This is a genomic window from Paracoccus endophyticus (assembly GCF_003286075.1).
GTDB lineage: Bacteria > Pseudomonadota > Alphaproteobacteria > Rhodobacterales > Rhodobacteraceae > Paracoccus > Paracoccus endophyticus.
The window spans coordinates 1-596 of record NZ_QLUV01000060.1 but is presented as its reverse complement, the minus strand read 5'-3'; the positions used below and the strand labels follow the sequence as shown (position 1 = coordinate 596).

Sequence of the window (596 nt, the reverse complement as noted above, 5' to 3'; positions counted from 1 at the left end):
CAGGAGGTAACTATAAGTATGTTGGAACTTGGGATGCACTCGTATCTAAAGGGACGAACTGGATAGCGGAAGCAGATAATAATCGAGAATCGGGCTATCGCACTGAATTTGATGTTAATTTTAGTGATAAAAAAGTAAACGGTAAGTTATTTGATAAAGGCGGTGTAAATCCTGTATTTACCGTAGATGCGACAATTAATGGTAATGGCTTTATCGGCAGTGCGAAAACCTCTGATAGTGGCTTTGCTTTAGATGCAGGCTCTAGCCAACACGGAAATGCGGTATTTAGTGATATAAAAGTCAATGGTGGCTTCTATGGTCCAACCGCTGGAGAACTTGGCGGACAATTCCATCATAAATCAGACAATGGCAGTGTTGGCGCTGTCTTTGGTGCAAAACGACAAATAGAAAAATAATAAGGAATTTGCTATGAAAAATAAATTAAATCTGATTAGCCTTGCTCTTCTTAGCCTATTTGCCGTACAAAGCTATGCAGAACAAGCGGTACAATTAAATGATGTTTATGTCACAGGTACCAAAAAGAAAGCACATAAAAAAGAGAACGAAGTCACAGGCTTAGGGAAAGTAGTTAAAAC

The 596-nt window shown here is 38.9% G+C and carries 1 protein-coding gene; it reads left to right on the top strand.

Annotation, left to right across the window (positions count from 1 at the left end; translation table 11 throughout):
• On the top strand, positions 1 to 416 hold a 416-nt coding region (locus DPQ23_RS15265; RefSeq protein ID WP_162630804.1), incomplete at its 5' end, for a transferrin-binding protein-like solute binding protein.
• Positions 417 to 596: the final 180 nt, after the last annotated feature.